The sequence below is a fragment of the Variovorax sp. UC122_21 genome (genome assembly GCF_044056785.1).
GTDB lineage: Bacteria > Pseudomonadota > Gammaproteobacteria > Burkholderiales > Burkholderiaceae_C > Variovorax.
Genome location: NZ_CP172004.1, coordinates 5,342,678 through 5,367,938, shown reverse-complemented (window position 1 = coordinate 5,367,938; position 25,261 = coordinate 5,342,678). Strand labels below are relative to the sequence as shown.

The window sequence follows — 25,261 nt, the reverse complement described above, 5'->3', positions numbered from 1 at the left end:
CGGGCGCTGCGGCCTTCCCACCACAGGGGTTTCTCGGTCGTGTTTCAAGGCGCGTCATCGCTCAGTCTGGATGCCAAGGGGCGGCTTTCGGTGCCGACCCCGGCATCGCGACGTCCTGAGCGCCACGGCGGGCGGCCAGCTCACGATCACGAAGCACCCCCATGGCTGCCTGATGGTGTTCCCGCGTCCGGAATGGGAGAAGTTCCGCGAGCGGATCGCCGCGCTGCCGATGTCGGCGCAGTGGTGGAAGCGGGTGTTCCTCGGCAACGCGATGGACGTCGAGATGGACGGCACCGGCCGCATCCTCGTGTCGCCCGAACTGCGCGCGGCCACGGGCATCACGCGCGACACCCTGCTGCTGGGCATGGGCAACCATTTCGAACTCTGGGACAAGGCCACCTACGAGGCCAAGGAGGCCGAGGCCACCCAGGGCGAAATGCCGGATGTGTTTCAGGACTTCGCGTTCTGAGGGGCATCGTGAATACCGCATGGACCCACACGACCGTTCTTCTGGACGAAGCGGTCGAAGCCCTTCTCGCAGGCCAGACGGCCGCGCCCGGTACCTTCGTGGACGCGACCTTCGGCCGGGCGGGCATTCGCGCGCGATCCTCGCGCGGCTGGCGCCGGAAGGCAGGTTGATTGCCTTCGACAAGGATGCGGAAGCGGTGACCGAAGCAGCGCGCATCTCGGATGCGCGTTTTTCCATCCGGCACCAGGGATTCCGTTCGCTGGGCGAGCTGCCCGGCGCGAGCGTGGCGGGTGTGCTGCTCGACCTGGGCGTGAGCTCGCCGCAGATCGACAACCCGGCGCGCGGTTTCAGTTTTCGTTTCGACGGCCCGCTCGACATGCGCATGGACACCACGCGCGGCGAGAGCGTGGCCGAGTGGCTGGCAACGGCAGAACTCCAACAAATTGCAGAGGTGATCCGTGACTATGGCGAAGAACGGTTTGCTGTTCAGATTGCAAAGGCGATTGTTGCTCGCAGACAAGAACGGGGCGCAATTTCAACCACCACCGAACTGGCCGAGCTCGTGGCTGGCACGGTCAAAACCCGCGAGCCGGGCCAGAACCCTGCAACGCGCACATTTCAGGCTCTTCGGATTTTCATCAACGCCGAGCTTGAAGAGCTGCAACAGGCGCTAGAGGCGAGCCTGTCGGTGCTGCAACCCGGCGGCCGGCTCGCGGTGATCAGTTTCCATTCGCTCGAAGACCGGATCGTGAAGCAGTTCATCGCGAAGCACTCGAAGGAGGTCTACGACCGCCGCGCGCCGTTCGCGGCGCCCAAGGCGATGCGGCTGCGCGCGCTCGAGCGCATCAAGCCCTCCGAGGCCGAGGTCAGCGGCAACCCGCGCTCGCGCAGCGCGATCCTGCGCGTGGCCGAACGAACGGAGACGCCATGAGCCGGTCCCGCGTCCACGGTCTCGCCCGTCCGATTTCCAGCCGCCGCACCCCGGGCGGCTTCGTGTCTTCTGCACCCGCCGCGCGCGGCGAACGGGGAGGCCGCTGAGATGGCACGCCTGAACCTGCTGCTGCTGCTGTCCGTGATCGCCACGGCGCTCTACCTCGTGCACACGCAATACCTGTCGCGCCAGCTCTACACCGAGCTCGACCGCACGATGCAGGAGACGCGCCGCCTCGAGCTCGACCACGACCGGCTGCAGGTCGAGAAGCGCGCGCAGGCCACGCCGCTGCGCGTGGAGAAGCTCGCGAAGGAACAGCTGCAGATGCGCACCACCTCGCCGGCCATCACGCAGTACGTGCGTCCCGACGGCAGCGTGATCCCGGCCGTGGTCGCACCGCCGCCCGCGCCGCCCGTCAACAAGCCGGCTGCCGCCGGTGCCGCAAGGGGGCAGCGATGAGCCGCCGCAGCGTGCGCTACACCACCAGCCCCCTGCTGGCGAGCAAGACGCCGGTGTGGCGCAGCAAGTTCATCGTCGGCGGCATCGCGCTGGGCTTCGTCGTGCTCGCGGGCCGCGCGGCCTACGTGCAGGTGTTCGGCAACAGCTTCTTCCAGCGCCAGGGCGAGGTGCGCTTCGCGCGCACGCTCGAGCTGCCGGCCAACCGCGGCCGCATCCTCGACCGCAACGGCCTGATCCTCGCGTCGAGCGTGGTGGCGCCCAGCATCTGGGCCATTCCAGAGGACGTGGAGCGCGACGATCCCGAGGTGCGCGCCAAGCTCAAGCAGGTTGCCAAGCTGCTCGAGATGCCGCAGAAGGACTTCGACAAGAAGCTCGAGGACGAGGACAAGACCTTCGTCTGGATCAAGCGCCAGGTCGACGAGCCGATCGCCAAGCAGATCGCCGCGATGAACCTCAAGGGCATCTACCAGCGCAAGGAATACAAGCGCCAGTACCCCGAGGGCGAGGCCGCCGCGCACGTGGTGGGCTTCACCAACGTCGAGGACAGCGGCCAGGAAGGCATCGAGCTCGCGTTCGACAAGGACCTGGCCGGCAAGGCCGGCTCGCGCCGCGTCATCAAGGACCGCCTGGGCCGCGTGGTCGAGGGCGTGGGCGAGCAGGTGCCGCCGCTCGACGGCAAGGACATCCAGCTCAGCGTCGACAGCAAGGTGCAGTTCTTCGCCTACCAGAAGCTGCGCGACGCCGTGACCGCGCGCCGTGCCAAGGCCGGCAGCGTGGTGGTGCTCGACGCCGTCACCGGCGAGGTGCTGGCGCTGGCCAACTACCCGAGCTACGTGCCCGACAAGCGCCAGAACCTCACGGGCGAGCAGCTGCGCAACCGCGCGATGACCGACACCTTCGAGCCCGGCTCGACCATGAAGCCGATCACCGTGGCGATGGCGCTGGAGGCCGGCCGGGTCAAGCCCTCGTCGCTGATCGAGACCTCGCCCGGGCGCTACCAGCTCGGCGGCTTCACCATCAGCGACACCCACAACTACGGCACGCTGACGGTCGAGGGCGTGATCCAGAAGTCGAGCAACGTCGGCGCGCTCAAGATCGCGCAGAAGATGACCCCGCACGAGATGTGGGACACCTACACCGCGCTCGGCTATGGCCAGAAGCCGCAGATCCAGTTCCCCGGCGCGGTCACCGGACGGCTGCGGCCCTGGAAGACCTGGAAGCCGGTGGAGCAGGCCACCATGGCCTACGGCTACGGCCTGTCGGCCTCGCTGTTTCAAATGGCACATTCGTACACCGCGTTCGCGCACGATGGCGCGATCATTCCGGCGACGATCCTCAAGAACACCGAGCCGCCGGCCGGCGTGCGCGTCTTCTCGCCGTCGAACGCGCTCGCGGTGCGCAAGATGCTGCAGATGGCCGCGGGCCCGGGCGGCACCGGCACGCGCGCGCAGACGGTCGGCTACTCGGTCGGCGGCAAGTCGGGCACGGCCCACAAGCAGGTCGGCAAGGGCTACGCGAGCAACAAGTACCGCGCCTGGTTCACCGGCATGGCGCCGATCGAGAAGCCGCGCATCATCGTCGCGGTGATGATCGACGAGCCCAGCGACGGCCAGTACTTCGGCGGCCTGGCCGCGGCGCCCGTGTTCAGCGAGGTCGTGCAGCAGACGCTGCGCATGATGAACGTGCCGCCCGACCTGGCGGTCAAGCCCCTGGTGATGACCCAGGGCGTGGACGAGAGCTTCTGAGCATGCTGACCTTCACTTCCCCCCCCACTGGCCGCGGCCTGGCTCAAGGAGCGGGTGCCGCAGGGCGCGCTGCATGCCGACAGCCGCGCAGTCGGCGCGGGCGACGTGTTCGTCGCCTGGCCCGGTGCCGCGACCGACGGCCGCAAGCACGTGGCGGCGGCGCTGGCTCGGGGCGCGGCGGCTTGCCTGGTCGAGCACGAGGGCGTCGAGGCCTTCGGCTTCGATCTGGGCGAATACAGCGAGCGCATCGTCAGCTACCCCGGCCTCAAGGCCGCCACCGGCCCGATCGCCGCGGCCTTCTACGACCATCCCTCGGCCCGGCTCGACCTGCTGGCCGTGACCGGCACCAACGGCAAGACTTCCACCGCCTGGTGGCTGGCCGAGGCGCTGTCGACCCTGCGGCCGGCCGGCGGCGTGCGCCCGATGCGGCCCGACGGCACGGTGCAGCGCGACGCGCCCTCGCCGTGCGCCGTGATGGGCACGCTGGGCATCGGCGTGCCGCCCGAGCTCACCTACACCGGTCTCACCACGCCCGACCCCGTGATGATGCAGCGCGAGCTGCGCGCGCTGGTCGAGCGCGGCTTCGGCGCCTGCGCCATCGAGGCCTCGTCGATCGGCATCGCCGAGCGCCGGCTCGACGGCGCGCAGATCGCGGTGGCGGTGTTCACCAACTTCACGCAGGACCACCTCGACTACCACGGCAGCATGGATGCCTACTGGCAGGCCAAGGCCGAGCTGTTCCGCTGGCCCGGCCTGCGCGCCGCGGTGATCAACATCGACGACACCCACGGCGCCAGCCTGTGCGCCAACCTGATCGATGCCGGCGTCGGCGCGCTCGACGTCTGGACCGTGTCGGCCGAGGGCAAGCCGGCGCGCCTGGTGGCGCGCGACATCGGCTACGGCGCCCAGGGCCTGCAGTTCTCGGTCGCCGAGCACGGCACCGCGGCCGTCGAGCGCGTGACCACCGGCCTGATCGGCCAGTACAACGTGGCCAACCTGCTCGGCGTGCTCGGCACGCTGCGCGCGCTGGGCCTGACGCTCGCGCAGGCCGTGGCGGCGTGCACGAACCTGAGCAGCGTGCCGGGGCGCATGGAGCGCGTGGACGCCGAAGCCGGCGCTCCGCTCGCGGTGGTCGACTACGCCCACACGCCCGATGCCATCGACAAGGCACTGGCCGGCCTGCGCCCGCTCGCGCAGCAGCGCGGCGGCAAGCTGTGGTGCGTGTTCGGCTGCGGCGGCGACCGCGATCCGATCAAGCGTCCGATGATGGCCGCCGTGGCCGAGCGCCAGGCCGACCACGTCGTGGTGACCAGCGACAACCCGCGCAGCGAGAAGCCCGACGCGATCATCGCGCAGGTGCTGCGCGGCTTCGCGCGGCCCGAGCATGCGCGCGTGCAGGCCGACCGCGCGGCCGCCATCGCCGACACGATCGCGCAGGCCGCGCCCGAGGACGTGGTGCTGATCGCGGGCAAGGGCCACGAGGCCTGGCAGGAGATCGCGGGCCAGCGCCTGCCGTTCTCCGACCGCAGCCATGCGCACGACGCGCTCGCGAAGCGGAGGGCGGCATGAGCGAGATGAGCTCCCTCGCGCTGACGCTGGCGCAGCTGCAGCGGTGGATTTCGGGCGCGCGCCTCGTGGGCGATCCCGCGACCGTGATCGCGCGTGTGCACACCGACACCCGCACCCTGGCCGCGGGCGACCTGTTCGTCGCGCTCAAGGGCGAGAACTTCGATGCCAACGACTTCCTGCCGCAGGCCCGCGCCAGCGGTGCGGCGGCGGCGGTTGCGCACGGTGGCCTCGAGGCCGCGGGCCTGGCCGGCCTCGAGGTGCCCGACACCCTGGTGGCGCTCGGCGCCATCGGCGCACACTGGCGCGCCCAGTACTCGCTGCCGCTGATCGCCGTGACCGGCAGCAACGGCAAGACCACCGTCACCCAGATGATCGCGGCCATCCTGATGGCCTCGAAGCCCGAGCGCGCGCTCGCGACCGCCGGCAACTTCAACAACGAGATCGGCGTGCCGCTGACCCTGCTGCGCCTGCGCGCGCAGCACCAGCGCGCGGTGGTCGAGCTCGGCATGAACCACCCGGGCGAGATCGCGCGGCTGGCCGCCATCTCGCGCCCGACCATCGCGCTGGTGAACAACGCCCAGCGCGAGCACCAGGAATTCATGGTCAGCGTCGAGGCCGTGGCGGTCGAGAACGCCGCCGTGTTCGCGGTGCTGCCCGACGACGGCACGGCCGTGTTCCCGCACGGCGACGAGTTCACCACGCTGTGGAGCGACATGGCGCGCGACGGCGCCGCGCGCCGCTGCCTGAGCTTCGGCGAGCACGACGATGCCGACATCGGCCTCGAGCACGCCGAGTGGACCCAGGGCGCCTGGCAGGTGCGCGTGCGCACGCCGCTCGGCGGTTTCGCCACGCGGCTGCACATCGCGGGCCGCCACAACGTGATCAATGCGCTCGCGGCCACCGCCTGCGCGCTGGCCGCGGGCGTGTCGATCGACACCATCGCCGCCGGCCTCGATGCCTTCGAGCCGGTCAAGGGCCGCTCCAAGGCCAGCGCGCTCGCGCTGGCCGGCGGCCGCGCCATCACGCTGGTCGACGACAGCTACAACGCCAACCCCGACTCGGTGCGCGCCGCGATCGACGTGCTCGCCGCGCTGCCGGGCCCGCGCCTGCTGGTGCTGGGCGACATGGCCGAGGTCGGCGAGCGCTCGGACGAATTCCATGCCGAGGTCGGCGACTGGGCGCGCCAGCGCGGCATCGAGACCGTCTACACGCTCGGCAGCGCTTCCGAGCACAGCATCGCCGCCTTCCAGCGCGGCGATGCGGCCACGGTCGGCGGCGGACGCCATTTCGAGGACATCGACACCCTGAACGCCGCGGTGCTCGCGCGGCTGCCGCTGGTCGGCAGCGTGCTGGTCAAGGGCTCGCGCTCCATGAAGATGGAACGCGTGGTCCAGGCCATCGCCGCGCAGGGTGCGACCCCGCAGACACAACCACAACAAGAAGGAGGCCGTCCCTGATGCGGGGGCGGTGCGCAATTTCATGTTCATGAGCCTGGCCCAATGGCTGCAGACCCTCTCGCCGGAACTCGGGTTCCTGCGGGTGTTCCAGTACCTGACCTTCCGCGCGCTGATGGCGGCGCTGACCGCGCTCGTGGTCGGCCTCGTGGCCGGTCCGTACGTGATCCGGCGCCTGACCGCGCTGAAGATCGGTCAGCCGGTGCGCGGCTACGCGATGGAGACCCACCTGAGCAAGAGCGGCACGCCCACCATGGGCGGCGTGCTGGTGCTGTTCGCGATCGCCTTCGCCACCATCCTGTGGTTCGACCTCTCGAACCGCTTCGTCTGGATCGTGCTGTGGGTCACGCTGGGCTTCGGCGCGATCGGCTGGGTCGACGACTGGCGCAAGGTGGTGCACAAGGATCCCGAGGGCATGCGCTCGCGCGAGAAGTACTTCTGGCAATCGGTGGTGGGGCTGCTCGCGGCCTTCTACCTGCTGTTCAGCATCTCCGAGAGCTCGAACTGGCGCGTGCTGCAGTTGTTCTTCGCCTGGGTGCAGTCGGGCTTCGACCTCGACTTCCCGCCCAAGATCAACCTGCTGGTGCCCTTCTTCAAGGAAGTCAGCTATCCGCTGGGCGGCATCGGCTTCGTGATCCTCACCTACCTGGTGATCGTGGGCGCGAGCAACGCGGTGAACCTCACCGACGGTCTCGACGGCCTGGCGATCATGCCGGTGGTGATGGTGGGCTCGGCGCTGGGCGTGTTCGCCTACGTGACCGGCAGCGCGGTCTATTCGAAGTACCTGCTGTTCCCGAACATCCCGGGCTCGGGCGAGCTGCTGGTGTTCTGCTCGGCGATGGCCGGCGCGGGCCTGGCCTTCCTCTGGTTCAACACCCATCCGGCGCAGGTCTTCATGGGCGACGTCGGCGCGCTCGCGCTCGGCGGCGCGCTGGGCACCATCGCGGTCATCGTGCGCCAGGAGATCGTGTTCTTCATCATGGGCGGCATCTTCGTGGTCGAGGCGATCTCGGTGATGGCCCAGGTCACCTACTTCAAGTACACGAAGAAGCGCTTCGGCGAGGGCCGCCGCGTGCTCAAGATGGCGCCGCTGCACCACCACTTCGAGAAGAGCGGCTGGCGCGAGACGCAGGTCGTGGTGCGCTTCTGGATCATCACGATGCTGCTGTGCCTCGTGGGCCTGTCGACGCTGAAGCTGCGCTGAGAGACGACGCATGCGGCACCTGAAAGACCTCCCCGTCCTCATTCTCGGCCTCGGCGCGTCCGGGCTGGCGATGGCGCGCTGGTGCGCGCGCCACGGCGCGCAGGTGACGGTGGCCGATACGCGCGAGGCGCCGGCCCTGCTCGACACGCTGCGCGCCGAGTGGCCCGAGGCGGTGTTCGTCGGCGGGCCGTTCACGGCCGCGCTGATCGAGGGCGCGCCCATCCGCGCCGTCTACCGCTCGCCGGGCCTGAGCCCCGAGACCATCGCGCCGGTGGCCGATGCGGCGCGCGCGGTCGGCCTGCCGGTCGGTGGCGAGCTCGACCTGTTCGCGCGTGCGCTGGCGGATCTCGCGATCGTCGAGGCGCCGGCGGTGGTCGAGGTTGAAGAAGAAAGCGCGGCGCAAGGCGAACTGGCGCTGGAGGCGACGGTGCCGGTCGAGAGCGAGCCGGTGTCCGAGGTGGAGGCGCCTGTCGTGGCGCCCGAAGTTCAAGTGCCGGTGGCGGAAGAGGTCGTGGCCGAGGTCGAGCCAGCCGCGCCCGAGGCGCCCGCTGTGGCCGAGGCCATCGACGCCGTGACGCCCGCGAGCGAGGCATCGCCCGCCGAGCCCGAGCCTGCACTCGGCGAAGAAACCCCCGAGGCACCGCGCGCTCCGGCCGCCTTGCCCGAATCGATGCCGCGCGATCCCTCGCTGAGCGTCCCCGGTGCTGCAGCCGCCCGAACCCGAGGCGCCGGCCGCCGATGCGCCCGTGGTGCAGGAAGGCGTCGAAGCAGCGCGGGAGCAGGGCGCCGAACCCGCCGCGATCGACACGCCGGACACCGCCGAAGACACGCCACCCGAGTCCGCCGAGTCCGAAGCCGCCGCCACGCCCGCCGCCGCACCGGCCCCCAAGGCCGCATCGAACCTGCCCGCCTTCACCGTCGGCAAGCCCTACGTCCCCACGGCCGCGAAGGAAGCGGCCGACTTCGTCGCGAAGATCGCCGAGTTCGCCGCCACCAATCCTGCCTCGGCCGTGGCCGAGGAAGAACCCGCGCCGCAGCCCGAGGCCCAGCCCGAGCCGGCCCCCGCGCCCGAACCCGCCAAGGGCTACACGCCGGTCGTGCTTGCGATCACCGGCACCAACGGCAAGACCACGGTCACGGCGCTGACCGGCCAGCTCATCGAGCGCGGCGGCAAGAGCGTGGCGGTGGCCGGCAACATCGGCCCGACCCTGCTCGACACGCTGAGCGCGCACCTCGATGCCGGCACGCTGCCCGAGGCCTGGGTGATCGAGCTCTCGAGCTTCCAGCTCGACGGCGTGCAGGGCTTCGAGCCCGCGGCCGCGACGGTGCTCAACATCACGCAGGACCACCTGGACTGGCACGGCGACATGCCGGCCTATGCGCAGGCCAAGTCGCGCATCTTCGGCAAGACCGCGCTGATGGTGCTCAACCGCGACGATCCGACCGTGATGGCGATGCTCGCCACCGCGGGGCAGGAGCCGGTGAAGCCCGCCGAGGAAGTGGTGAACGCCCGCGGCGCGCGGCGTGCGCCGGCCAAGCCCAAGGCGCAGCGCGTGCAGGTGCGCCCGCACGTCACCTTCGGCGCGAACATGCCGCAGCGCCCCGGCGACTACGGCATCGAGCGCGTCAACGGCATGAGCTGGCTGGTGCGCGCGCACGAGGCCGACGAGACGCAGAAGCGCAAGCGCGGCCAGGTGGTCGAGGAAGAGATCTTCGTGCAGCGCCTGATGCCGGCCGACGCGCTGCGCATCCGCGGCCGCCACAACGCGATGAACGCACTTGCCGCGCTGGCGCTCGCGAACGCGGCCGACTGTCCGCTCGGCCCGATGCTCTACGGCCTGCGCGAGTACCGCGGCGAGCCGCACCGCGTCGAGCCGGTGGCGCTGATCGACGATGTGGAGTACTTCGACGACAGCAAGGGCACCAACGTGGGTGCCACCGTGGCGGCGCTCGGCGGCCTCGGCGAGGACCGCCGCGTGGTCGTGATCCTCGGCGGCGAGGGCAAGGGCCAGGACTTCGAGCCGCTCGCGCTGCCGGTGCGCCAGTACGCGCGCGCCGTGGTGCTGATCGGCCGCGACGCGCCGCTGATCGAGGCCGCGCTGGCTGCCACCGGCGTCACGCTGATGCATGCGGGCTCGATGCACGAGGCCGTGCAGCTGGCCGCGCGCCGCGCCCACCCCGGCGATGCCGTGCTGCTGTCACCGGCCTGTGCGAGCTTCGACATGTTCAAGAACTACCCGCACCGCGCGGCGGTGTTCCGCGAGGCCGTGCAGGCGCTCGAGGACGAGCCGCGCGACTTCGGGGAAACCGATTCGACGGAAGGACCGGCATCGTGAACTCCGCCGCCGCGGGCGCCACGCCCAACACCCGACCCGGCCGCTTCAGCGGCTGGTTCCGGCGCGCGCGCAGCGGCATCGACGCGCTGCCGGTGCATCTGCCGGTGCGCCTCGGTGGCGCCGGCTTCACGCAGACCAAGGCCACGCCGATCCGCGTGCTGGGCTTCGACCAGGCGCTCGTGTGGGTCACGGTCGCGCTGCTGACCTGGGGCCTGATCATGGTCTATTCGGCCTCGATCGCGCTGCCCGACAACCCGCGCTTCGCGCGTGCCGGCTACAACGCCTCGTACTTCCTCACGCGGCACGCGGCCTCGGTGGTGTTCGCCTTCGTCGCTGCGCTGCTGGCCTTCCAGATCCCGATGAAGACCTGGGAGCGCGCCGCGCCCTGGCTGTTCGTGGCCTCGCTGCTGCTGCTGGTGGCGGTGCTGATCCCGCACATCGGCATCAGCGTGAACGGCGCGCGGCGCTGGCTGCCGATGGGCTTCATGCGCTTCCAGCCCTCCGAGCTCGCGAAGGTCGCGATGGTGCTCTATGCCGCCAGCTACATGGTGCGCAAGATGGAGATCAAGGAGCGCTTCTTCCGCGCCGTGCTGCCGATGGGCATCGCGGTGGTGGTGGTCGGCATGCTGGTGATGGCCGAGCCCGACATGGGCGCCTTCATGGTGATCGCGGTGATCGCGATGGGCATCCTGTTCCTGGGCGGCGTGAACGCGCGCATGTTCTTCGTGATCGCCGCGCTGGTGGTGGTGGCCTTCGGCACCATCGTCGCCACCAGCCCGTGGCGGCGCGAGCGGATCTTCGCCTACCTCGATCCGTGGAGCGAGGAGCACGCGCTCGGCAAGGGCTACCAGCTCTCGCACTCGCTGATCGCCATCGGCCGCGGCGAGATCTTCGGCGTCGGCCTCGGCGGCAGCGTCGAGAAGCTGCACTGGCTGCCCGAGGCCCACACCGACTTCCTGCTGGCCGTGATCGGCGAGGAGTTCGGCCTGGTCGGCGTGCTGCTGATCATCGGCCTGTTCCTCTGGCTCACGCGCCGCGTGATGCACATCGGCCGCCAGGCCATCGCGCTCGACCGCGTGTTCTCGGGCCTCGTGGCCCAGGGCGTGGGCGTGTGGATCGGCTTCCAGGCCTTCATCAACATGGGCGTGAACCTCGGCGCGCTGCCGACCAAGGGCCTCACGCTGCCGCTGATGAGCTTCGGCGGCTCGGCGATCCTGATGAACATGGTGGCGCTGGCGATCGTGCTGCGCATCGACTACGAGAATCGAGTGTTGATGCGGGGAGGCCGCGTATGACCGGCCGCACCGCGCTCGTGATGGCCGGCGGCACCGGCGGCCACATCTTCCCCGGCCTCGCCGTGGCCGAGGCGCTGCGCGAGCGCGGCTGGCGCGTGCACTGGCTGGGCGCGCCCGGCGGCATGGAAGAGAAGCTGGTGCCGCCGCGCGGCTTCGCCTTCGAACCGGTGCAGTTCGGCGGCGTGCGCGGCAAGGGCCCGCTCACGCTGTTCCTGTTGCCGCTGCGCCTGCTGCGCGCCTTCTGGCAGAGCCTGCGCGTGGTGCGCCGCGTGAAGCCCGACGTGCTCGTGGGCCTGGGCGGCTACATCACCTTCCCGGGCGGGATGATGGGCGTGCTGCTCAACAAGCCGCTGGTGCTGCACGAGCAGAACTCGGTCGCGGGCCTCGCCAACAAGGTGCTGGCGGGCGTGGCCGACCGCGTCTTCACTGCCTTCCCCAACGTGCTCAAGAAGGCGCAGTGGATCGGCAACCCGCTGCGCGCGGCCTTCACCTCGCAGCCGGCGCCGGCCGAGCGCTTCGCGGGCCGCGGCGGTCCGCTCAAGCTGCTGGTGGTCGGCGGCAGCCTTGGCGCCAAGGCGCTCAACGCGGTGGTGCCGCAGGCGCTCGCGCGCATCGAACCGGGCACGCGCCCGCAGGTGCTGCACCAGAGCGGCGCCAAGCAGATCGACGAGCTGCGCGCCAACTACGCGGCCGCCGGCGTCGAAGGCGAGCTCACGCCCTTCATCGAGGACACGGCCCTGGCCTATGCCGAGGCCGACCTCATCGTCGCGCGCGCCGGTGCCAGCACCGTGACCGAAATCGCGGCCGTCGGCGCCGCGGCGCTGTTCGTGCCTTTTCCTTCCGCGGTCGACGACCACCAGACCACCAACGCGCGCTTCCTCGTCGATGCCGGCGGCGGCTGGCTGGTGCAACAGACCGATCTCACCCCTGAATTGCTGGCCGATTTGCTACAGAAGACACAACGAACCGAACTGATCGAACGCGCGGAACGCGCCAAGACGATGCGCAAGACCGAGGCCGTCGAGGCGATGGTGCGCGCTTGCGAGGAGCTGGCACGATGAAGCACGCGATCCACCACATCCATTTCGTCGGCGTGGGCGGCTCCGGCATGAGCGGCATCGCCGAAGTGCTGCTGAACCTCGGCTACCGCATCACCGGCTCCGACCTGTCCGACAGCGCCACCCTGCGCCGGCTCGCCGACCTGGGCATCGGCACCTTCGTGGGCCATGCGGCCGCGAACGTGGAGGGCGCCGACGCGGTCGTGACCTCGACCGCGGTGCAGGCCGACAACCCCGAGGTGCTGACCGCGCGCGAGAAGCGCATTCCGATCGTGCCGCGCGCCGTCATGCTGGCCGAGCTGATGCGCCTGAAGCAGGGCATCGCGATCGCCGGCACGCACGGCAAGACCACCACCACCAGCCTGGTGGCGAGCGTGCTCGCGGCCGCGGGGCTCGATCCCACCTTCGTGATCGGTGGCCGGCTCAACAGCGCCGGCGCCAATGCGCGCCTGGGCAGCGGCGACTACATCGTGGTCGAGGCCGACGAGTCCGATGCCTCGTTCCTGAACCTGCTGCCGGTGATGGCGGTGGTCACGAACATCGACGCCGACCACATGGAGACCTACGGCCACGACTTCGGCAAGCTGAAGAAGGCCTTCGTCGACTTCCTGCACCGCATGCCCTTCTACGGCACCGCGATCCTGTGCACCGACGATCCGGCGGTGCGCGAGATCGTGGCCGACGTGACCTGCCCGGTCACCAGCTACGGCTTCGGCGAGGACGCCCAGGTGCGCGCGGTCGATGTGCGCGCCGTCGGCGGCCAGATGCACTTCACCGCGCAGCGCCGCAACGGCGTGACCCTGCCGGACCTGCCGGTGGTGCTGAACCTGCCCGGCGAACACAACGTGCGCAACGCGCTGTCGGTGATCGCGGTGGCGGTCGAGCTCGGCATCGCCGACGAGGCGGTGCAGCGCGGGCTGGCCGGCTTCAAGGGCGTGGGCCGGCGCTTCCAGAGCTACGGCGAGGTCGCGGCCAAGGCCGGCGACGGCAGCTTCACCGTGATCGACGACTACGGCCACCACCCGGTGGAGATGGCTGCCACGCTCGCGGCCGCGCGCGGCGCCTTCCCGGGCCGGCGCCTGGTGCTGGCCTTCCAGCCGCACCGCTACACCCGCACGCGCGACTGCTTCGAGGACTTCGTCAAGGTCATCGGCACCGCCGACGCGGTGCTGCTGGGCGAGGTCTACGCGGCCGGCGAGCAGCCCATCGTGGCGGCCGACGGCCGCACGCTGGCGCGCGCGCTGCGCGTGGCCGGCAAGGTCGAGCCGGTGTTCGTCGACGACATCGCCGCGATGCCGCGGGCCATCCTCGACAACGCGCGCGCCGGCGACGTGGTGCTGTGCATGGGCGCGGGCTCCATCGGCGCGGTGCCGGGCAAGGTGGTCGAGCTCGGCGCGGCGCCGGGCGGTGGCCGCATCTTCTTCATCCACGACATCGCAGCACGCTGCGCAAAAGGGGGAGGCGTCGTGAGCCTTCAGGATCCCACACTCTTCGGCAAGGTCGCCGTGCTGTTCGGCGGCAGTTCGGCCGAGCGCGAGGTCTCGCTGATGTCGGGCACCGGCGTGCTCGAGGCACTGCGCTCGCGCGGCGTCGATGCCCATGCCTTCGACCCGTCGCAGCGCGACCTGTCCGAGCTCCGGCGCGAGGGCTTCGCGCGCTGCTTCGTGGCGCTGCATGGCCGCCACGGCGAGGACGGCACGGTGCAGGGCGCGCTCGAGATGCTCGGCATTCCCTACACCGGCTCGGGCGTGATGGCCTCGAGCGTGGCGATGGACAAGGTCATGACCAAGCGCATCTGGCAGGCCGACGGCCTGCCCACGCCCAAGTACGTGCGCCTGGCCTTCGACCAGCAGAGCCGCGAACAGGTGATGGCGGTGCCCGACGTGCTGGGCCTGCCGCTGATCGTGAAGCCGCCGCGCGAGGGTTCCTCGATCGGCGTGACCAAGGTCGAGGGCTACTCGCAGATGCAGGACGCGGTGACGCTGTCGGTCAAGTACGACGCCGACGTGCTCTGCGAGGAGTTCATCGAGGGCGAGGAAGTCACCTGCGCCGTGCTCGGCAGCGGCCTCGACGCGCATGCGCTGCCGGTGGTGCGCATCGCCGCGCCCGAGGGCGCCTACGACTACCAGAACAAGTACTTCACCGACGACGTGAAGTACCACTGCCCGAGCGGCCTGCCCGAAGCGGAGGAGCGCGAGATCCAGCGCATCGCGCTGGCGGCCTATCGCACGCTCGGCTGCCGCGGCTGGGGCCGCGCCGACGTGATGATCCGCGCCAGCGACCGCAAGCCGTTCCTGCTCGAGATGAACACCTCGCCGGGCATGACCAGCCATTCGCTGGTGCCGATGTCGGCGCGCGCGGCGGGCATCGCCTACGAGGAACTCTGCCTGCGCGTGCTGGCCACGGCCACGCTCGACGCCACGGGAGGCGCGCACTGAAGATGGCCGACAGCATCCCCACGCCCTTCGACGTCAAGCTCATGAACATCGTCGCGAACCTTGCATTCGTGGCGGTGGGCCTGATGCTGCTCGCCGCGGGCGCCTGGTGGGTGCTGCGCCAGCCCTTCTTCCCGATCGCGGGCATCAAGGTCGACGGCGAGGTGACGCACAACAACGCCGTCACCCTGCGCGCCAACGTGGCGCCGCAGCTCAAGGGCAACTTCTTCACCGTCGACCTCGCGCGCGCGCGCACCGCCTTCGAGTCGGTGCCGTGGGTGCGCAGCGCGGTGGTGCGGCGCGAGTTCCCGAACAGGCTGCGCGTGACGCTGACCGAGCAGGTGCCGGTGGCCAACTGGGGCGACGAGTCGAGCTCCAGGCTGATCAACGGCTTCGGCGATGTGTTCGAGGCCAACGTGGCGGAGGTCGACGACAAGCTGCCGCGACTCGACGGCCCGATCGAGCAGGCCGGACAGGTGCTGGGCATGTACCGCGTGCTGCAGCCGATGTTCGAGCCCTACGACCTCGGCCTCGACGCGCTCACGCTGTCGAGCCGGGGCAGCTGGCGGGCGCAGCTCGACAGCGGCGCGACGATCGAATTGGGCCGAGGCCAGAGCGAGGAGGTGGCGGCGCGACTGCAGCGCTTCCTGAAGACCGTGACTCAGGTCGCGGGGCAGTACCGCCGGACCATGGACGACGTCGAGGGCGCCGACCTGCGCCACAACGACGCCTATGCGTTGCGCTTGCGCGGCGTCACCACCGTGGTGACCGACCCCAGACGCCCAAGAAGAAATAGACGAATACCGAGGACATATCAATGCCCAAAGAATACAAGGACCTGGTCGTCGGCCTCGACATCGGCACCGCGAAGGTGATGGTGGTCGTGGCCGAGGTGCTGCAAGGCGGCGAGCTCAAGCTCGCGGGCCTGGGCATCGCGCCCAGCAATGGCTTGAAGCGCGGCGTGGTGGTGAACATCGACGCCACCGTGCAGAGCATCCAGCAGGCGCTCAAGGAAGCGGAGCTGATGGCCGACTGCAAGATCGGTCGCGTCTACACCGGCATCACCGGCAGCCACATCCGCGGCATCAACTCCAGCGGCATGGTGGCGGTGAAGGACAAGGAAGTGACGCCGGCCGACGTGGCGCGCGTGGTCGAGACCGCGCGCGCCATCAACATCTCGAGCGACCAGCGCCTCTTGCTGGTGGAGCCGCAGGAGTTCGTGATCGACGGCCAGGACGTGAAGGAGCCGATCGGCATGAGCGGCATGCGGCTGGAGGCCAAGGTGCACATCGTGACCGGCGCGCAGAGCGCGGCCGAGAACATCATCAAGTGCGTGCGCCGTTGCGGCCTCGAGGTCGACCAGCTGATGCTGAACCCGCTGGCCTCGAGCCAGGCGGTGCTGACCGAGGACGAGCGCGAGCTCGGCGTGGTGCTGGTGGACATCGGCGCCGGCACCACCGACGTCGCGATCTTCACCAACGGTGCGATCCGCCACACGGCCGTGATCCCGATCGCGGGCGACCTGATCACCAGCGACATCGCGATGGCGCTGCGCACGCCGACCAAGGACGCGGAAGACATCAAGGTCGAGAACGGCTTCGCCAAGCAGCTGCTGGCCGATCCCGACACGCAGGTCGAGGTGCCCGGCCTCGGCGACCGCGGTCCGCGCATGCTGAGCAAGCAGGCGCTGGCCGGTGTGATCGAGCCGCGCATCGAGGAGATCTTCTCGCTGGTGCAGCAGGTGGTGCGCGAGTCGGGCTACGAGGAAGTGCTGTCGTCCGGCGTGGTGCTCACCGGCGGCAGCGCCGTGATGCCCGGCATGGTCGAGCTCGGCGAGGACATCTTCCTCAAGCCCGTGCGCCGCGGCATCCCGAAGTATTCGAGCGCGCTCTCGGACATGGTCGCGCAGCCGCGCGCGGCCACCGTGATGGGCCTGCTCGAGGAGGCTCGCTTCGCACGCATGCGCGGCTTCAAGGTGGCGCAGAAGAACGGTTCGGTAAAAACCGCGTTCGGACGTTTCAAGGACTTCATCGTGGGGAACTTCTGACCATGAACCACTCCCCACTCTGGCTCGCGCGCGGCAGCCCTCCCTTGCATTTCAACGAGCGATGGCGACGAACAGGTCCACCATCGCGACGATGAATTCGTTCTCGTCGGGTACCCCCAAAAAAGATTCATTGATAGACAACGGCAACTGCAAGATTCAAGGAGTAGAAGATGACCATCGAAATGATCGAAGTTGAAGAATTCAACCAAGGCACGCAGATCAAGGTGATCGGTGTTGGCGGTGGCGGCGGCAACGCGGTCGCGCACATGATGGAACGCGGCGTGCAGGGCGTGCAGTTCGTCTGCGCGAACACCGACGCGCAGGCCCTGCAGCGCAGCAGCGCGCAGCGCAACATCCAGCTCGGCCTGAGCGGCCTGGGTGCCGGCAGCAAGCCCGAGAAGGGCCGTGAGGCCGCCGAAGCCGCCGTGGACGAGATCCGCGCGGCCATCGACGGCGCGCACATGCTGTTCATCACGGCCGGCATGGGTGGCGGCACCGGCACCGGCGCCGCGCCGGTGATCGCGCGCGTGGCCAAGGAAATGGGCATCCTCACCGTGGGCGTGGTGACCAAGCCCTTCGACTGGGAAGGCGGCCGTCGCATGACCAACGCCGAAGCCGGCCTGGCCGAGCTCGAGGCCGACGTCGACTCGCTGATCGTGGTGCTCAACGAGAAGCTGCTCGACGTGCTGGGCGAGGACATCACCCAGGAAGAAGCCTTCGCGCAGGCCAACGACGTGCTGAAGAACGCCGTGGGCGGCATCTCGGAAATCATCAACGAGTACGGCGGCGTGAACGTCGACTTCGAGGACGTGCGCACCGTGATGGGCGAGCCGGGCAAGGCGATGATGGGCACGGCCGTGTCCTCGGGTCCCGACCGCGCGCGCATCGCGGCCGAGCAGGCCGTGGCCTGCCCGCTGCTCGAAGGCATCGACCTCTCGGGCGCCAAGGGCGTGCTGGTGCTGGTGACCGCATCGAAGAATTCGCTGAAGCTCAACGAGTCGAAGCTCGCGATGAACACCATCCGCGCCTACGCTTCGCCCGATGCGCACGTGATCTACGGCGCGGCCTACGACGATGCCCTCGGCGACGAGATGCGCGTGACCGTGGTCGCCACCGGCCTGTCGCGCGCCGACGCGCGCCGCCAGGCACCGACGCTCGAGGTGATCCGCACCGGCACCGACAACATCCCGTTCAACGTGCCCTCGATGGGCACCGGCCACAGCCTGGGCGGCAGCCAGCCCAACTACGAAGGCATGGCCGTGCCCAGCGTGTGGCGCACCAACCGCACGATGGCCGCGGCCAAGGTCGACGCGCTGTCCTCGGGTGGCATGGACGACTTCGAGATCCCGGCCTTCCTGCGCCGCCAGGCCGACTGAGACCCCACCGGACCAGGGCCCGCCGCGGGTATCCCGAAAGAGATGCCGCGCGGCGCGCGCCCGACCGGACGCAGAGGGTTTGAAGAACACGCAAGAGGCGCAGGAGGAGGCCCAGATAAAGCCTTCCCGCCTGTATCAGGCGCGTTTTCTTCATCCCTTTGCGTCCATTTCGGGGCTACGCCATACGAACGATGTCTATGGGTGTAATAGCCAGGGGATTGGCGCGCCACGCGCGCCGCGCGCCTAAAATCGCAGGCGTGCTGCAACAACGAACCCTCAAGTCGATCAGCCGCGCCGTGGGCGTGGGGCTTCACAGCGGGCAGCGCGTGGAACTCACGCTGCGTCCCGCCCCGGCCGACACGGGCGATCGTGTTCCGCCGCGTCGACCTGCCCGAACCCGCCGAGATCCGCATGACCGCCGAGGCGGTCACCGACACCCGGCTGGCCTCGACCGTCTCCACCGGGGGCGCAAAGGTCCAGACCGTCGAACACCTGATGTCGGCCTGCGCCGGCCTGGGCATCGACAACCTCTACATCGACATCACGGCCGACGAGGTACCGATCCTCGACGGCTCGGCCTCGTCCTTCGTGTTCCTGCTGCAGAGCGCGGGCATCGAATTCCAGAAGGCGCCGCGGCGCTTCATCCGCGTGCTGCGCAAGGTCGAGGTGCGCGAGGGCGACGGCGCCAACGAGAAGTGGGCGAGCCTCGAGCCGTACCACGGCTACAAGCTCAGCTTCGAGATCGACTTCGACCACCGCGTCGTCAATTCCACGGGCCAGCGCGTCGAGTTCGATATCGGCAGCAGCTGCGTACAGCCGCGACATCGCGCGCGCGCGCACCTTCGGCTTCACGAAGGACGTCGAGTACATGCGCACCCGGGGCCTCGCGCTCGGCGGCGGCCTCGACAACGCCGTGGTGATGGACGACACCAAGGTGCTCAATGCCGGTGGCCTGCGCTACGACGACGAGTTCGTGAAGCACAAGATCCTCGACGCGATGGGCGACCTCTACATCGTCGGCAAGCCGCTGCTCGCGGCCTACACCGCCTTCCGCTGGGCCACGCGCTCAACAACAAGCTGCTGCGCGAACTGCTCGCGCACGACGACGCCTACGAGATCGTGACCTTCGCGGACGAGAAGCGCGCGCCGCGCGGCTTCAACGAAGTCGCGCGCGCCTGGTAGGCCAGGCCGCGGCCGCTCACGCATGCTCCTCTTTCGCTGGGCCCTGCTGTTCCTCCTGCTGATGGCCGGCGTCTCGTTCGCGTTCTATGCCGGCACCGGCCAGCCCAAGTACCGCCGCTTCGGCTGGATCGTGCTGAAGTGGACCTTGCTCGCGGCCTGCGGTTTCTTCGCGGTGCTGATCGCCGAGCGCGTGGCCTGATCCACGCCGGCGACGCCGGATGGCCGGCGCCGCGTGGATCGCGGCTCACACTCCTCCGTCCGGAGGAGATTTCATTAAGAATTCCTTTTGTAGTATCCGCCCCGAAATTTTGATCGGGGAGTGGGTGGATGACTCCATCGCAACAGGGTGGCGTCTGCGGCGTGGCCGAGGCGCAGGAAGAACAGAAAGAACAGGCAGCGGGACGGATCTTCGGGCTGGATCTTCTGCGGGCACTGGCCATCGGCGGCGTGCTCGTCAGTCATCTGCAACTGGTGTTCTGGGGCGGCCGCTCGGCGCTGGCCGGCGTCCTGGGCACCCTGGGCGTCGAGCTCTTCTTCGTGCTCAGCGGTTTCCTCATCGGCGGCCTGCTGCTCGACATCCTCGAGCAGGGCGCCGGCCCGCGCGCCCTGTGGACCTTTCTCGTGCGGCGCTGGATGCGCACCATCCCGCTGTACTACCTGTGGCTCGGCGTGCTGCTGCTGTGCGGGACCTGGGCCGGCGCCACGCGATGGCCCTGGTTCTTCATGAGCTTCACGCAGAACCTGGCCTGGCCCATGACCAGCGTGTGGTACGACGTCTCCTGGTCGCTGATGGTCGAGGAGTGGTTCTACCTGCTGTTCGCCAGCCTCCTGTTCGCGCTGGCCGGCGTCATGCGCGCCTCGCGGGCCCTCGGCATCGCCTGCGCGCTCTTCATCGTGCTGCCCTTGCTGGCGCGCTGGCTCGCCGACGACCCGCTCGTGGCCGACTGGGACGCCCAGATCCGCAAGGTCGTGCTGCTGCACCTCGACGCCATCGCCTATGGCGTGGCCATGGCCTGGCTGATGCGCAGCCGGCGCCGGGCCTGCGATGCGCTCGCGCTGCCGATGCTGGCGCTGGGGCTGGCACTGGTCGCGGCCTCGCTGCTGAGCAGCCTCGATCCGGCCTCCTACCGCAGCGCGACATGGCGCGCGGGCTTCTTCATCCTGGCCTCGACGGGCTTCGCGCTGTGCTTTCCGGCCGTCGTGCGGCTGCGGCAGCCGGGCTGGTGCCTGGATGCGGCGGTGCGCTGGACCAGCCAGCGCTCCTACGGCATGTACATCGTCCACCTGTCGGTGATGGAGTTCGCGCGCCGGCTGGTGCTCGACGGCACGCTGCAGCCGCGCGAGGGCCTGCTGCTGGCGGGCCTGGGCACCGCCGCGCTGGCGGAGCTGTCCTACCGGCTGGTGGAGGTGCCGCTGCTGGTCCGGCGTCCGCCGCAGCATGCGCGCGGCGAAGGCGGCCATCGCAACCGCCGCGGCATGCGCGTCATCGCTTCCTGAGCGCGCCGCCGCTTCAGCGCGAGCGGCCCTGCCGGTAGCGCCCGGTCGACGAGCTCGACAGCGTGGTGGCTTCGGCCAGCCGCGCCAGCGAACGTCCGACCTGCGCATGCGTGATCGCGATGCCCAGCGCGTCGGCCGCGTCGCTGCCGGGCAGGCCCGGCAGCTCGAGCAGGCGCTTCACCATCTCCTGCACCTGTGCCTTGGCCGCCTGGCCGTGGCCCGCCACCGCCTTCTTCATCTGCAGCGCGGTGTACTCGGCCACCGGCAGGTCGTTGTTGACCAGCGCGGTCACGCAGGCGCCGCGCGCCTGGCCCAGCAGCAAGGTGGACTGCGGATTGACGTTGACGAACACGATCTCGACCGCCGAGCTGTCGGGCCGGTAGCGCTCGGTGATCTCGGCGATGCCGTCGAACAGCACCTTGAGGCGCTGCGGCAGGCTGCCGCTGGTGACGCTGCGCGTGCTGATGGTGCCGCTGGCCACGTAGCGCAGCGCATGGCCGTCGACATCGACGATGCCGAAGCCGGTGGTGTTGAGGCCGGGGTCGATGCCCAGGATACGCATCGTGTGTCTAGGCTCCGAAGTACCAACGGACCGAGTGGAAGAAGATCGGCGCCGCGAAGCACAGCGCGTCGACGCGGTCGAGCAGGCCGTTGGCGCCGGTCACGCCCACGCCCTTCTGGCCCCAGTTGGGAATGCCGCGGTCGCGCTTGAGCGCCTTCATCACCAGGTGGCCCATCGAGCCCGCGATGCAGGCGATGACCGAGACCGCGAGCGCCTGGCCGAACCTGAAGGGCGTGATGAAGGAGAACAGCGCGCCCACCAGGCTGGCGACCGCGATGCCGATGCCCCAGCTGGTCCAGTTGAAGCTGCGGCTCACGTTCGGCGCGAAGGGCGCGCGCTGGCTGCGGCGCGAGATCAGGTGCTGCACCAGCACCGAGGTCTGGACCACGAACACCAGGAAGAACACGAGGAAGGCGCTCTTGCCCTCGTAGCCCGGAAAGCTCAGCAACAGCAGCGCCGGCACGTGGCTCATGCCGTAGACGCAGACCATGATGCCCCACTGCAGCTTGGCGTTGCGCTCGAGGAAGTGGCTCGGGTCGTCGGCCAGCGCGCTGGCCACCGGGATCGCGAGGAAGACGTAGACCGGGATGAACACGGTGAACAGGTCGAAGCGCGCGGTGGCCACGAGCCAGAACTGCACCGGCAGCACCACGAAGAAGGCGAGGATCAGGCTGCGGTGGTCGCCGCGCCGCGTGGGCGAGAGGGTGATGAACTCGCGCAGCGCGAAGAAGGCGATCAGCGCGAACAGCACCGTCGCCACAGTCTCGCCGAGCGCCCAGCCGATCCAGAAGATCACGGCCATGAACCAGGTGGTGCCCAGCAGCTTGCGGAAGTGCGCGAGCTCGGCCTGCCAGGTGGCGTCGTGCACCGGGTTGCGCCGCTCCCTGAAGCTCAGGAAGAAGGCCGCTGTGCTCACGATCACGAGCACGCCGAAGACGATCAGGAACAGCGCCGCGACCTGCTGCGTGGGGCTGAGGCTGCGCAGGAACTGGTTCATTTCTCTTCAAACGTCGCGCAGGGCGATCACTGCGGCACGCGCGCGGTCGAGGAAAGGGCGCCGCTCCTCGCCGGCCTCGACGCGGATCGGCGCGCCGAAGGTGACGGAGCAGAGGATCGGCACCGGCACGATCTCGCCCTTGGGCATCACGCGCTGCACGTTGTCGATCCAGGCCGGCACCAGCACCACCTCGGGGAACTGGGTGGCGAGCGCATAGAGGCCCGACTTGAATTTCTGCGGCTCGCCGGTGTGGCCGCGCGTGCCTTCGGGAAAGATGATGATCGAGTCGCCGCTGCGCAGCGCCTCGACCAGCGGCGCGAGCGGGTCGACGGCGCGGGCCTCGTCGGCACCGCGGCGGACGGGTCGGGCGCGGGCGCCTGTCGTTCCACGTACACCGCGTTGAACACCTCGGTCGTGATCCAGCGCTTGACCGGCGTGTTGGCCCAGTAGTCGCGCGCCGCGATCGGGCGCGTGATGCTGCGCAGCTCCTCGGGCAGCGCGGCCCAGATCATCACGAGGTCGGCATGGCTCTGGTGGTTGGCGAAATAGATGCGCTGCTCGGCCTTCGGCGGGCAGCCGTACCAGCGTGCCTGGGCACCGGTGAGCAATCGCACCACGCCCAACAGCAACCATCCCACGAGCTTCGCCAACATGGAGGCGATGATACGGGCCATGCGATGGCGTCTAGCTCCTCTCTCCCTGGCCGGGGCTTTGGCCCTGTTCGTGCTGCTGGCACTGCTCGCGACCGTGGGCGCGCGCTGGGGCTGGGTGCGCAGCTTCCTCGGCGACGTGCTGGCCGTGGTCTGGGTCTACCTGGTGTTCAAGGCCTTCGTCGAGGCGCGCGTGCTGCCGCTGGCGCTCGCGGCCTTCGGCGTGGGGCTGCTGGTGGAACTCGGCCAGTACCTGGCGGCCACCTGGCAACTGCACATTCCCAACCGTGCGTTGCGCATCGTGCTCGGCAGCACGGCCGACTGGTGGGACGTGCTGGCCTATGCGATCGGCTTCGCCGCGGTGCTGGCGGGCGAGGCCCTGTTCAGGGCAGCTCGGCCGACGGCATCCGCGCCACAATCGTCGACGCCCGTCCGTTGAGGTAGGGCGAGTTGGGCCGGCGCTCGTAGAACTTCGGGCTCGGCAGCATCACCGCGAGGCGCGCCGCCTCGTACGCGCTCAGGCGCGCGGCCGGCTTCTTGAAGTAGTACTGCGCGGCCGCCTCGGCGCCGAACACGCCTTCGCCCCATTCGACGCTGTTGAGGTAGATCTCGAGGATGCGCCGCTTGTCGAGCAGCGTCTCGAGCAGCACGGCGAGCACCAGTTCCTGGCCCTTGCGCAGCATGGTGCGCTCGCCCGACAGCAGCAGGTTCTTCGCGAGCTGCTGCGTGATGGTGGAGCCGCCGCGCAGCGGCGCCGGCTGCACCGACTTGCCGCGCGCGGCCGCGCGTGCCATGCGCTTGGCGGCCAGTTCCTCGGCGCGCGCATTGCGCTGGCGCGCGCGTTCGATGGCTTCCCACTCCACGCCGTCGTGATCGATGAAGCTGGCGTCCTCGCTCGCGATCACCGCGCGCTTGAGGCTGTCGTTGATCTGCCCGTAGGGCACCCACTGCTGGCGCCACGCGCCCTCGCTGCCCTTGTCGGTGGCGATCTGCCAGGCCTCGGAACGCTGGAAGGCGGTGCTCTGCGGATCGATCGCCGCCATGGCCGCGATGCGCACGACGAAGAACAGTTCGAGCGCGAGGCCGGCCAGCAGCAGGCAGGCGATCCAGCGCAGCGCGGCCTTCATCGTGCTTCAGGCCGCGGCGAGCCGCGCGCGCAGTTCGTCGAGCACCTGGGCCGAAGGCGGGCGCACGCCGCGCCAGATCTCGAAGGATTCGGCGGCCTGTTCGACCAGCATGCCGAGGCCGTCGCGCGCCACGGCGCCGTGGGCCTGCGCCCATTGCATGAAACCCGCGGCCGCGGGGCCGTACATCATGTCGACCGCCAGCGCGCCGGGACGCAGCACCCGCGCGCCAACCGGCACCGCATCGCCCGCGAGGCTGGAGGCGGTGGCGTTGACCACGACGTCGAAGTCGCCCGGCACCGCGTCGAGCGCCCAGGCCTCGAGCGAGGCGCCGTGGGCCAGCGCGAGCGCCGCATGCCGGCGCACCAGCGACACGGCCTTGTCGACCGTGCGGTTGGCCACCACCACGCGTGCCGCGCCCGCGTCGAGCAGCGGCCCGAGCACGCCGGCCGCGGCGCCGCCGGCGCCGATCAGCAGCAGCGACCTGCCGGCCAGCGGCACGCGCGCATTGCGCTCGATGTCGTTGACCAGGCCGATGCCGTCGGTGTTGTCGGCATGGATCTCGCCATCGGCCGCGAAGCGCAAGGTGTTGACCGCGCCCGCCAGCGTGGCTCGCTCGCTGGTGTGCTGCGCGATGCTGGCGGCATCGAACTTGAAGGGCACGGTGACGTTGCAGCCGAGCGCGCGGTCGCCGCGTTCGGCGGCCTCGCGGCGGAAGGCGGCGATGCCCTCGGCGAAGGCGCCGAGCGCGATCAGCCGGCGCTCGTAGGCGATCGGCTGGTGGCAGAGCTCGGCGAAGCGGGCATGGATCCACGGCGAGCGGCTGTGCTCGACCGGGTTGCCCATCACGCAGTACAGATCCATGGCGCGG

19 protein-coding genes and 6 pseudogenes are annotated in these 25,261 nt (G+C 69.8%); 20 read left to right on the top strand and 5 right to left on the bottom strand.

The annotated features are described in order from the left end of the window. Positions 1-39: 39 nt before the first annotated feature. The 19 genes and pseudogenes from mraZ (at position 40) to ACHMXE_RS37875 (ending at position 21,057) form a co-directional block, all read left to right on the top strand. Positions 40-469 (top strand): annotated as a pseudogene (gene mraZ / locus ACHMXE_RS37965) (division/cell wall cluster transcriptional repressor MraZ). Positions 470-477: 8 nt separating this feature from the next. Then, positions 478-1,400: pseudogene (rsmH, locus tag ACHMXE_RS37960) on the top strand (16S rRNA (cytosine(1402)-N(4))-methyltransferase RsmH). A 108-nt stretch (positions 1,401-1,508) separates the two neighbouring features. Further along, the gene (ftsL, locus tag ACHMXE_RS37955) at positions 1,509-1,859 is read left to right on the top strand and encodes a cell division protein FtsL (protein ID WP_209542596.1); all 351 of its coding nucleotides are present in this window, start codon (positions 1,509-1,511) and stop codon (positions 1,857-1,859) included. After that, entirely contained in the window at positions 1,856-3,604 is a 1,749-nt protein-coding gene (locus ACHMXE_RS37950) for a penicillin-binding protein 2 (RefSeq protein ID WP_209542597.1), read from the top strand. Before ftsL ends, ACHMXE_RS37950 begins: the two co-directional genes overlap by 4 nt. Positions 3,605-3,658: 54 nt before the next feature. Continuing rightward, on the top strand, positions 3,659-5,173 hold the full coding sequence (locus ACHMXE_RS37945; RefSeq protein WP_395348860.1) for a Mur ligase family protein: 1,515 nt from the start codon (positions 3,659-3,661) through the stop codon (positions 5,171-5,173). Beyond that, entirely contained in the window at positions 5,170-6,630 is a 1,461-nt protein-coding gene (murF, locus tag ACHMXE_RS37940; protein ID WP_395348859.1) for a UDP-N-acetylmuramoyl-tripeptide--D-alanyl-D-alanine ligase, read from the top strand. The genes ACHMXE_RS37945 and murF overlap by 4 nt, the downstream gene beginning before the upstream one ends. A 22-nt stretch (positions 6,631-6,652) precedes the next feature. After that, complete coding sequence (gene mraY, locus ACHMXE_RS37935; protein ID WP_057597027.1) at positions 6,653-7,831, top strand: phospho-N-acetylmuramoyl-pentapeptide-transferase; 1,179 nt, start codon at positions 6,653-6,655, stop codon at positions 7,829-7,831. Between the two features lie 10 nt (positions 7,832-7,841). Beyond that, positions 7,842-8,069: pseudogene (locus ACHMXE_RS37930) on the top strand (UDP-N-acetylmuramoyl-L-alanine--D-glutamate ligase); the annotation flags it as partial. Positions 8,070-8,535: 466 nt separating this feature from the next. Next, complete coding sequence (gene murD, locus ACHMXE_RS37925) at positions 8,536-10,167, top strand: Mur ligase family protein (RefSeq protein WP_395352979.1); 1,632 nt, start codon at positions 8,536-8,538, stop codon at positions 10,165-10,167. Beyond that, entirely contained in the window at positions 10,164-11,462 is a 1,299-nt protein-coding gene (gene ftsW / locus ACHMXE_RS37920) for a putative lipid II flippase FtsW (protein WP_203204394.1), read from the top strand. The genes murD and ftsW overlap by 4 nt, the downstream gene beginning before the upstream one ends. Then, positions 11,459-12,523: an undecaprenyldiphospho-muramoylpentapeptide beta-N-acetylglucosaminyltransferase gene (gene murG, locus ACHMXE_RS37915; protein ID WP_203204395.1), complete on the top strand. Its 1,065-nt coding sequence runs from the start codon at positions 11,459-11,461 to the stop codon at positions 12,521-12,523. Before ftsW ends, murG begins: the two co-directional genes overlap by 4 nt. Next, positions 12,520-13,990, top strand: a pseudogene (gene murC / locus ACHMXE_RS37910) (UDP-N-acetylmuramate--L-alanine ligase). Before murG ends, murC begins: the two are co-directional and overlap by 4 nt. Then, positions 13,987-14,958, top strand: a complete 972-nt coding sequence (locus ACHMXE_RS37905; protein ID WP_057591183.1) for a D-alanine--D-alanine ligase — start codon at positions 13,987-13,989, stop codon at positions 14,956-14,958. Before murC ends, ACHMXE_RS37905 begins: the two are co-directional and overlap by 4 nt. A 2-nt stretch (positions 14,959-14,960) precedes the next feature. Beyond that, positions 14,961-15,830: a cell division protein FtsQ/DivIB gene (locus ACHMXE_RS37900; RefSeq protein ID WP_395348858.1), complete on the top strand. Its 870-nt coding sequence runs from the start codon at positions 14,961-14,963 to the stop codon at positions 15,828-15,830. Continuing rightward, positions 15,773-17,002, top strand: coding sequence for a cell division protein FtsA (gene ftsA, locus ACHMXE_RS37895; protein ID WP_057591181.1), 1,230 nt, complete (start codon positions 15,773-15,775; stop codon positions 17,000-17,002). The genes ACHMXE_RS37900 and ftsA overlap by 58 nt, the downstream gene beginning before the upstream one ends. A 170-nt stretch (positions 17,003-17,172) precedes the next feature. Beyond that, positions 17,173-18,378 (top strand): cell division protein FtsZ, encoded by a 1,206-nt coding sequence (gene ftsZ, locus ACHMXE_RS37890; protein WP_395348857.1) that lies wholly within the window; start codon positions 17,173-17,175, stop codon positions 18,376-18,378. Positions 18,379-18,635: 257 nt separating this feature from the next. Then, positions 18,636-19,560, top strand: a pseudogene (gene lpxC, locus ACHMXE_RS37885) (UDP-3-O-acyl-N-acetylglucosamine deacetylase). A gap of 22 nt (positions 19,561-19,582) precedes the next feature. Continuing rightward, on the top strand, positions 19,583-19,759 hold the full coding sequence (locus ACHMXE_RS37880) for a hypothetical protein (protein ID WP_172705536.1): 177 nt from the start codon (positions 19,583-19,585) through the stop codon (positions 19,757-19,759). Between the two features lie 128 nt (positions 19,760-19,887). Beyond that, positions 19,888-21,057 (top strand): acyltransferase family protein, encoded by a 1,170-nt coding sequence (locus ACHMXE_RS37875; protein ID WP_395348856.1) that lies wholly within the window; start codon positions 19,888-19,890, stop codon positions 21,055-21,057. 13 nt (positions 21,058-21,070) lie between these two features. Here the strand turns inward: ACHMXE_RS37875 and ruvC are convergent, their stop codons facing one another. The 3 genes and pseudogenes from ruvC to ACHMXE_RS37860 all read right to left on the bottom strand — a co-directional run bounded on the left by ruvC (position 21,071) and on the right by ACHMXE_RS37860 (position 23,269). Next, the gene (gene ruvC, locus ACHMXE_RS37870; RefSeq protein WP_395348855.1) at positions 21,071-21,619 is read right to left on the bottom strand and encodes a crossover junction endodeoxyribonuclease RuvC; all 549 of its coding nucleotides are present in this window, start codon (positions 21,617-21,619) and stop codon (positions 21,071-21,073) included. Positions 21,620-21,626: 7 nt separating this feature from the next. Continuing rightward, positions 21,627-22,616, bottom strand: a complete 990-nt coding sequence (locus ACHMXE_RS37865) for a phosphatidate cytidylyltransferase (protein WP_395348854.1) — start codon at positions 22,614-22,616, stop codon at positions 21,627-21,629. Between the two features lie 6 nt (positions 22,617-22,622). Beyond that, positions 22,623-23,269 (bottom strand): annotated as a pseudogene (locus ACHMXE_RS37860) (lysophospholipid acyltransferase family protein). A gap of 7 nt (positions 23,270-23,276) precedes the next feature. Between ACHMXE_RS37860 and ACHMXE_RS37855 the strand changes: the two are divergent. Further along, positions 23,277-23,705: a DUF2809 domain-containing protein gene (locus ACHMXE_RS37855; protein ID WP_395352977.1), complete on the top strand. Its 429-nt coding sequence runs from the start codon at positions 23,277-23,279 to the stop codon at positions 23,703-23,705. On the opposite strand, the gene mtgA is transcribed toward ACHMXE_RS37855, so the two are convergent. Beyond that, complete coding sequence (gene mtgA, locus ACHMXE_RS37850) at positions 23,650-24,393, bottom strand: monofunctional biosynthetic peptidoglycan transglycosylase (RefSeq protein ID WP_395348853.1); 744 nt, start codon at positions 24,391-24,393, stop codon at positions 23,650-23,652. The genes ACHMXE_RS37855 and mtgA overlap by 56 nt on opposite strands. A 6-nt stretch (positions 24,394-24,399) precedes the next feature. Then, positions 24,400-25,254, bottom strand: coding sequence for a shikimate dehydrogenase (gene aroE, locus ACHMXE_RS37845; protein ID WP_395348852.1), 855 nt, complete (start codon positions 25,252-25,254; stop codon positions 24,400-24,402). Between the last annotated feature and the right edge of the window lie 7 nt (positions 25,255-25,261).